At 46.3% G+C, this 8538-nt stretch carries 7 protein-coding genes; 4 read left to right on the top strand and 3 right to left on the bottom strand.

Annotated features, from left to right (window positions below):
* Positions 1-335 precede the first annotated feature (335 nt).
* From K8S13_RS12295 to K8S13_RS12280, 4 genes are all read left to right on the top strand, one after another.
* A complete protein-coding gene (locus K8S13_RS12295; RefSeq protein ID WP_291462883.1) occupies positions 336-1838 on the top strand; it encodes a BCCT family transporter in 1503 nt (500 codons plus the stop codon).
* An 87-nt stretch (positions 1839-1925) separates the two neighbouring features.
* Positions 1926-3347: a trimethylamine methyltransferase family protein gene (locus K8S13_RS12290; RefSeq protein ID WP_291462881.1), complete on the top strand. Its 1422-nt coding sequence runs from the start codon at positions 1926-1928 to the stop codon at positions 3345-3347.
* An 11-nt stretch (positions 3348-3358) separates the two neighbouring features.
* Positions 3359-3991: a corrinoid protein gene (locus K8S13_RS12285; RefSeq protein ID WP_291462879.1), complete on the top strand. Its 633-nt coding sequence runs from the start codon at positions 3359-3361 to the stop codon at positions 3989-3991.
* A 29-nt stretch (positions 3992-4020) separates the two neighbouring features.
* On the top strand, positions 4021-4821 hold the full coding sequence (locus K8S13_RS12280; protein WP_291462877.1) for a dihydropteroate synthase: 801 nt from the start codon (positions 4021-4023) through the stop codon (positions 4819-4821).
* A gap of 45 nt (positions 4822-4866) precedes the next feature.
* On the opposite strand, the gene K8S13_RS12275 is transcribed toward K8S13_RS12280, so the two are convergent.
* From K8S13_RS12275 to K8S13_RS12265, 3 genes are all read right to left on the bottom strand, one after another.
* On the bottom strand, positions 4867-5757 hold the full coding sequence (locus K8S13_RS12275; RefSeq protein ID WP_291462876.1) for a DMT family transporter: 891 nt from the start codon (positions 5755-5757) through the stop codon (positions 4867-4869).
* A gap of 30 nt (positions 5758-5787) precedes the next feature.
* Positions 5788-7395 (bottom strand): BCCT family transporter, encoded by a 1608-nt coding sequence (locus K8S13_RS12270; RefSeq protein ID WP_291462875.1) that lies wholly within the window; start codon positions 7393-7395, stop codon positions 5788-5790.
* Positions 7396-7464: 69 nt separating this feature from the next.
* A complete protein-coding gene (locus tag K8S13_RS12265; RefSeq protein ID WP_291462873.1) occupies positions 7465-8400 on the bottom strand; it encodes an electron transfer flavoprotein subunit alpha/FixB family protein in 936 nt (311 codons plus the stop codon).
* Positions 8401-8538 lie beyond the last annotated feature (138 nt).

The raw sequence follows: 8538 nt of genomic DNA, 5'->3' as shown, positions 1-8538 counted from the left end.
TATAAAATCAAAAAACACGGATTTTACCGCATGGATTTTATCCGGCGCCCAATCATTTAGTCAATTTTTTTTCAAGTGAAAATTTTTTTTCTATTTTTTGCTTCAGCCAAGTGAAAAAAATTTTTCTATCCGGCTAAACTAAAATTATTTCAGTCACAATATTTAATTAATATTATTAATAATATCAAATAGTTAAACAATCAATTTAAAAAAAATTGTAAGAGCAGTTCCCTGGCACACAACCTGCATTTTATCGGATAAAATCCCACCGGTCTAACCGTACAAAGGATCGTCAAGATGGATGGGATATAAACCGATTTTACAGGAGTTCCGTTTTGAATAATACAACGACATCAACAAAACCCTTTGATCCATTCGTGTTCTGGATCTCTGCCTCACTAACCGTTCTTTTTGTCCTCTGGTCCATTCTCTTTCCCGAGAATATGACTACGGTCATCAATGCGGTTTTCAGCTGGACCACCACTAAATGGGCATGGCTCTATCTATTGACTGTTTTTATGCTGGTCATTGGCTGCTTTGTGCTCATGGGACGAAAATACGGCAGCATGAAACTGGGACTCCCCAGTGACAAACCCGAGTTTTCCAACTTTTCCTGGTTTGCCATGCTCTTTGGCTCTGCCATTGCCGCAGGCATCGTATTCTGGGGCCCGGCCGAACCGGCCTACCATTATATGAGTCCACCCCCCTATTTTGGCGGAGAGGCAAACACCCCGGCTACGGGTGCCAATGCCATGACCTATTCCTTTTTCCATTGGGGATTGAGTGCATGGTCTATCTATGCCATGCTGACCATTGCCATAGGTCATGCCTGTTTTACCCATAATCTGCCCTTAAAATTTTCCAGTGCCTTTTACTATGTTATCGGCGACAAGATCCACGGTACCTGGGGAAAAATATTGGACATCTTTGCCGTGTTTGCTACCTTAGGCGGGCTTGCCACCACCACGGGTTTTGTGGCCCTCCAGCTCTCTTCAGGCCTGAAATTCCAGTACGGTATGCAGCTGGGTCCTTCCAGCACGTATATCATCATCGGTATTCTCACCGCCATTTTCACCCTGTCGGTTTATACCGGGCTTCAAAAAGGGGTAAAGCTTATTGGGGATATCAACATGTGGGTCTTTGTCCTGGTCTGGTTTTTTGTCCTGGTCTTCGGCCCCAGCATTTTCCTGATCAACCTTACCATAAATTCCCTGGGCCAATATCTTTTACATTTCATTCCCATGAGTCTTTTTACCGCCCCGGGATTTGAAGGCAATTGGATCGGCTCCTGGACTGTCTTCTACTGGGCCTGGTGGATGAGCTGGGCACCCTTTGTGGCTGTGTTTATCGCCAGAATTTCCAAGGGAAGAACTATCCGTGAAACCGTTGCCGCTACCCTGATTCTCCCCACTCTGGGGAATTTTCTCTGGTATGGAGTCGTGGGCGGAGCCGGAATTAATTTTAATGTCAGTGCCACCATGAAGGAACACGGCATGGAAAGCGCCATATTTGCTATTGCCCAGAACCTTCCCATGACCGGGCTTCTGGCCATTGCCCTGATTTTTCTCATCGGTACCTTCTTTTTGACTTCTGCCAATTCCGCAGCTCTGGCCCTTGCCATGTTCGTATCCGGCCATGAAAATCCCGGACGAAATCTGCGGGCCTTCTGGGGCATTGCTCTGGGTGCCGTGGCAGCCGTGCTGGCTGGGAGCGGCAGCCTTAAAGCCATCCAGACCGCCTCCATTGCAACGGCATTCCCCCTTATGTTCCTGTTATTGCTGGTACTTTACGGTACATTCAAGGGATTGAACCAATATAAAAAAGAAAATAACGAATAAACAATCTGCCTGTGGCCTTGCCTTTCATGGCCACAGGGATTATTTACTTAAAAAAGAGGAAATATCCCTCTTAAAGGAGAAGAAACAATGTATGATCGAATGCAGGAACTGAGTATCCAAAATATGGAAAAAATCCATGATGCTGCCATGGATCTTTTGAAAAACACCGGCGTTTCCTTTAATGAAGAAGAGGCGCTCAAAATTTTCAAAACAAACGGACATAGAGTGGAAGGCACCACAGTCTTTTTTGAAAAATCCGACATTCAAAAAGCATTGAAAACCGCTCCCAGACGCTTCACAGTCCATGCCAGGAACCCTGAAAAAAGTGTGGAGATCGGGGAAGATGATTTTGTCTTCCTCCCCGGATACGGCGCTCCATTTGTCATGGATATGCAGGGAAACCAACGCCAGGCCACCATGGAAGATTATGACAATTTTTGCAAGCTGATCCAGACCTCCCCGTACATTAACATGAACGGCTGGATGATGGTGGAACCGGCTGACATGCCCAGTGACACCGTCCATCTAGATCTGAATTTGTCTAATATGCTCTTGTGCGACAAACCCTTCATGGGAAGTCCAACCTCCCGACAAGGTGCTCTGGACGGTATTGAGATGGCCGGTATCCTATGGGGCGGCAAGGAAAATATCATGGACAAAACCGTATCTGTCTCCCTGATCAATTCCTTATCTCCTCTACAGTTTTCCGATGAAATGGCCGGGGCTCTCATTGAACTTGCCCGTCACAACCAGGCCTGCGTGGTGGCCTCCCTGATCATGGCCGGCGGCTCAGGCCCCGTGACCCTGGACGGAGTGCTGGCCCTCCAGAATGCTGAAATCCTGGCCGGTATCACCCTGGCCCAGCTGGTCAGACCGGGAGCCCCTGTGATCTATGGGTCTACCTCCTCTGCCATGGACATGAAAACAGGCGCTCTCTCCATTGGCGCACCCGAGTTGTCTAAAAATATTCACCTGGTAGCCCAGATGGCACGATTCTACAACCTGCCTTCCAGATCTGGCGGCGGTCTGACCGATGCCTTGTGTGTCGATGCCCAGGCCGGTGTGGAATCAGCCCTGGCCCTTTCCACTGCAGCCAGGAGCGGAATCAACTTTATCCTCCATTCCTGCGGTATCCTGGGCTCTTATATTGCCATGAGTTTTGAAAAATTCCTTGTTGACGAGGAAGCCTGCGGCATGATACTGAACATGCTCAAACCCCTTGCCCTCACCGATGACTCCATTGATATCAACGTGATAAAGGATGTCGGCATCGGCGGCCAGTACCTGACCCATCCCAAAACCTTTAAACTGTGCCGGACCGAATTTTTCATGCCCACTCTTATGAGCCGTAAAAACTCGGATGCCTGGACCAAGGATGGGAAAAAACACATTGACCAGGTTGCCGAAGACAAGGTAGCACAGCGGCTGGCTTCCTACGAAAAACCGGACATTGACCCGAAAATTGAAAAACAATTAACTGAATATGTTGAAAAACGCAAAAACCCTTAAAGGAGAAGAAAATGACTGATTTTAATGCAATGACAGATGCCCTAGTTTCCTGTGACAGCGACAAACTGACAGGTCTTGTAAACGACGCCCTGGCTCAGGATACTCCGGCCGGTGAAATCCTCAACAAAGGTCTGATTGCCGGCATGGACATTGTGGGTGAGAAAATGGAGAACGGTGATATGTTTATCCCCGAAGTCCTCATGGCAGCCCAGGCCATGGCAACCTGCGTCACTATCCTCAAGCCCCTGTTGGGAGAAGATGAGTCCGCCACCAGTGCCAGCGTGATCATCGGAACGGTCAAGGGCGACCTCCATGATATCGGTAAAAATCTAGTGGCCATGATGATGGGAAGCGCGGGCATGGAAGTTCACAACCTTGGAGTGGATATTGCCCCTGAAAATTTTGTTGCCCAGATCAAGGAAAAAAATGCCCAGATTGTATGTCTGTCCGCTCTTTTGACCACCACCATGCCCATGATGAAACAAACCGTGGACGCCATCGTGGAAAGCGGCCTGCGGGACCAGGTCAAGATTCTCGTGGGCGGTGCGCCTGTCACCCAGGCCTTTGCCGATGAAATCGGAGCAGACGGTTTTGCAGCTGATGCAGGCTCTGCTTCAAAACTTGCCAAATCATTTGTCAACTAAGCCGGACATATAAACACAGGAGAAAAACCATGTTTGAAGTAATAGGTGAAAGAATCAATACCTCCAGAAAACTTGTCCAGGCAGCTGTGGCAGAAAGGGATGCCGACTATATCATTGATGATGTAAAAAAACAGCAGGAAGCAGGTGCTAACTATATTGATGTCAATGCCGGAGCCCGCATCGGTCATGAGACCGAGGACATGAAATGGCTGTTGGATACTATCCAGCCCATTGCCACCGTACCCCTTACCCTTGACAGCCCGGACCCGGCTGTTCTGGAAATGGCTTTTAAAATGGTGGAAAAGACTCCCATGATCAACTCCATCAGCCTGGAAAAAGAACGCTTTAATGCCATGATGCCATTTCTTGAAGGAAAAGAGTGTAAAATCATTGCCCTTTGCATGGATGATGCCGGCATGCCTGCCTCTTCCGATGATATCCTGGGCCGTGCCAGAGGTCTGGTAGAAGAACTTAACAAGATCGGCATCCCCACGCCCTCTATTTATGTGGATCCTCTGGTCCAACCCATCAGCGTTGAGTCCAACAAAGGCGTCATGGTTCTGGATGCGGTCCGGTCCATCAAAGCCGAATTCCCGGATGTCCACATCACCGGTGGCCTGTCCAATATTTCCTACGGCCTGCCCCAGAGAAAAATCATCAACCGGACCTTTCTCTCTCTGATGATGGATGCCGGCATGGACTCCGCCATTATTGATCCTCTGGATAAGAAAATCATGGCCTCCATCAGAACCGCAGACATGCTCCTGGGCCATGATAATTATTGCATGAATTTTCTTAAAGGGGTTCGTTCCGGAGCTATTGAAAGTTAAATAAAACCGATACCCATTGTATTTAGCCCGATGCTGCCTTGCTCGCTACTCACTGGCAGCATCGGGCTTTTTAAAGGAAAGCCAGGCGACACCAATAATAACGAAAATAGCGCCAATAGTCTGAACAAAAGATAAGCGTTCGTTTAGAAGAAACCATGCATAAACACCGGCAAATAAAATTTCGGACATGACAAGAATACTGGCAATCCCTGCCTGGACGTATTTTAATCCTATCATATAAAACGTAAAGGCTCCAACAGTTGAAAGGCCAATCAATCCTGAAAAAATCAAAATTATTTTACAATTCAAAAAACCTGGTTGTGTAACAAAAGGCTGCAAGGGCAAAAGCATTGTTGCAGCAATGCCAAAAGCAATTGCCAGACAGGGAACAGCACCATATCGGTTTACGATATTTTTACCGCACAATGTCCAGCCGGCATAAAAAAAAGGAACTATAAAACCGACCATTAAGCCGGTAACATTTATTCTTTCAAGGGTAAACAGGTTTAATCCAGAGGCCATGACAGTCCCCGAAAATATGATGACCATGGCAACAATTTTTTCTCTGGTAAGAGCTTCCTTCCATAGATACCAGGCAGCAATGGTGACCACTGCAGGCATGGCTGCCTGCTGAACAGTTGTCACAGCAGCGCCGTTCATCATCACGCTTTTATTATAAAAAATATGAAAGCCCCCTAGACAACACCCCATAGCCAAAAACCAGAGAATATCCTTTTTTTGAATAGTCAGCCTGTGGGGTGCCGTCACAAGCGTGTATAAAAGCAAAACACAAAAGGTGGTAAAATCACGCCAGAAGGCAAGTGCTACAGACGAACAGCCCGAGGAATCAATAATCAGGGTTACAAAAATCCCAGACATTCCCCAGGCTGCTGCAGCTGCAAAAACAACAATAATTCCAAACAGGTTATGATTCAAATAAGATGTTCCTGATTATTTTTATCATCACTAATAAACCTGATTTGTATTATTATACCCAAATTTTAATTCGTGTTTCAGGCCCAGATAAAGACTGACAATCATGATCAGCATTACTGCCGTAAAGGGCAGCCCCACTGTGACAGCAATCGCTTGAATAGCACCTAAGGCATCAGCACCGCCACCAATAAGAAGAGCAGCAGCAATTGCACCTTCCATTGTCGCCCAAAAAATTCTTTGGGGAACTGGAGCATCTAATTTCCCGCCGGCTGTAATTGAATCTACAACCAGCGAGCCTGAATCTGAAGACGTAATAAAGAAAACAAGAACCAGAACAATACCAAAAAACGAGGTGAGCTGTGTCAGGGGAAGATTTTCCAACATTTGAAACATTGCAAGAGATACTTCTCCCAGACCTTTTTCTGCCAGAATACCGACTTTATTCTGGATTTGAAGCAGGGCATTACCACCAAACGCCTGCATCCAGATAATAGTTACCAGTGTCGGGACAAGGAGTACCGCTGTGATAAATTCACGGATGGTACGTCCTTTTGAGATACGGGCAATAAACATGCCGACAAAAGGAGCCCAGGATATCCACCATGCCCAGTAAAAAACTGTCCATCCCTTATAAAATTTTTCATCCGCCCGGTCAATCCAGTTACTTAAGGGAAGAATATATTCAAGATAGGCCATGGCTGTCTTTCCCAACCCTGTAAAAAAATGTGTAAAAGAACCGGCAAGAATAACAAATATTAAAAGGCACAGGGCAAGTACCATATTAAAATTACTCAATACTTTGACCCCGCCTTCCAGCCCCCGGACAACAGAAATAACAGCCACAGCAGTTACGCATATGATAATAATAACCTGAAGATTGATGGAATTTTTAAAACCAAATAAAAAATTCAAGCCGGATGCCGCCTGTTGGGCCCCAAACCCAAGGGAAGTGGCCAACCCAAAAATAGTAGCCACAACTGCCAGAATATCAACGATATGACCGGGTATTCCCCATGCTCTATCCCCCAGGATAGGAAAAAAAGTGGACCGGATGGTTAATGGCAACCCCTTATTATAGGTAAAAAATGCAAGGGCAAGGGCAACCACAGCATATATGGCCCAGGGATGAAGGCCCCAGTGAAACATAGTGGCACCCATGGCAGCTTTTGCCGCCTCCGGAGTTTTTGGCACTACATTTAACGGGGTTCCCCACCAGTCTGTATAATAGGCAACAGGCTCGGCAATACTCCAAAACATCAAACCAATTCCCATGCCGGCAGCAAACAGCATGGCAAACCAGGACATTCTTGTAAAATCAGGTTTTGCATCAGGTCCGCCCAATCGGATCTTGCCCACCGGAAGTACAATCAATGCCAGGCAGTATAAAACAAAGATATTGCCTGAAATCATAAAAAACCAGTCAAAATTCTCAATGGTCCATCCTTTTGTGGCATCAAATAACTTTTTTGCGCCCACTGGATATAAAATTGTTGCGATAATGAACACAAGCACCAGAATAGCTGAAATAAAAAAAACAGGGTTGTGCATATCCATGCCCCATTTTTTCAGGTTATCCTGCCCTACCTTATAGCCCGTATTAAACTTGTGAGCCTCATCCGTATCAATCCTGCCACTCATAAATCTTTCCTCCTATACGTTAGTTTGTTGTTTCATCATGGTTAAAAATCGCTGGCATTTCTATATTTATCAAAGTTTTTCAGTCAACACAGGGACTACATCAAAAATATCCCCTACGATGCCATAATCACACTTGGAAAAAATGGGGGCATCCTTGTCTTCATTAATGGCCACAATGACCTTTGAGGTTTTCATTCCGGCATAATGCTGAACCGCACCCGACACCCCGCAGGCAATGTAGAGTTTAGGGCTTACAGTTTTACCAGTCTGGCCCACCTGCATGGAATGGGGGGCATACCCCGCATCCACAGCAGCTCTGGAAGCTCCCACGGCTGCACCTAATTTTTGGGCACAGGTTTCAAGCATTTTATAGTTTTCAGCAGCCTTTATAGCCCGGCCGCCGGTGATGATGACGGGGGCTTCGGTGAGATCCATTTTGCCCTGGTCATCCTTTTTGGTTTCCTTAATTTTAATCAGGCCCCTATTATTATTCAGGCCTGTCACATCAGCCGTAAACTCCATGAGCTCTCCTGCTACAGGTGATGCCGCAGGATCAATGGAATTGGGACGAATGGTACACAGAAGAAGGGAGCTGTTTATTTTAAGCGTGGCAAAAGTTTTGCCTGAAAAATGGGATTTTTTTACTGTTTTTTCAGCAATATTTACCTGCACGCAGTCTGATACCAGGGGTTCATCCAGGATGGCAGCAAGTCTTGCAAACAGGTCTCTGCCGGTTGCACTAGCTGTTCCCAGAAGGGCTTCAAAATTGTATTCTTTTACGGCTGCTGCAAGTATTGCAGCCTGTAGGTCCGGGCTGTCGTCTGCTGCTGTAATGCTCACAATCTTAGCGGCACCATATTCTGCCAGTTTATCTTTAACAGCAGAGGCATTGCCCAGTACCAGAGCCGTGATCTCTTGTCCTGTTGCAGCCGTCATTACCCCTAAACTGGTCTCTTTTACCGTATTATTCTCAACTTCAATTAAAACGCCTGTCTTTTGAATCATATCCTTTTCTCCTTATAATACCTTTTCATCCTCTTTAAGGATTCTGACAAGTTCAGTCACCTGATTGTCCACAGATCCTTCAATCATTTTTGCTCCGGATCTTTCCGGTACGGCTTCAAGTTTTTCAATGACCACTTT

Source organism: Desulfobacula sp. (assembly GCF_021107415.1).
The sequence above is the reverse complement of the archived record's forward strand: the minus strand, read 5'-3'. Positions and strand labels throughout refer to the sequence as shown.

Coding starts and splice junctions, on each gene's coding strand:
- K8S13_RS12290 (WP_291462881.1), top strand. CDS start 1,926: ATGTATGATCGAATGCAGGAACTGAGTATCCAAAATATGGAAAAAATC.
- K8S13_RS12285 (WP_291462879.1), top strand. CDS start 3,359: ATGACTGATTTTAATGCAATGACAGATGCCCTAGTTTCCTGTGACAGC.
- K8S13_RS12280 (WP_291462877.1), top strand. CDS start 4,021: ATGTTTGAAGTAATAGGTGAAAGAATCAATACCTCCAGAAAACTTGTC.
- K8S13_RS12265 (WP_291462873.1), bottom strand. CDS start 8,400: ATGATTCAAAAGACAGGCGTTTTAATTGAAGTTGAGAATAATACGGTA.
- K8S13_RS12270 (WP_291462875.1), bottom strand. CDS start 7,395: ATGAGTGGCAGGATTGATACGGATGAGGCTCACAAGTTTAATACGGGC.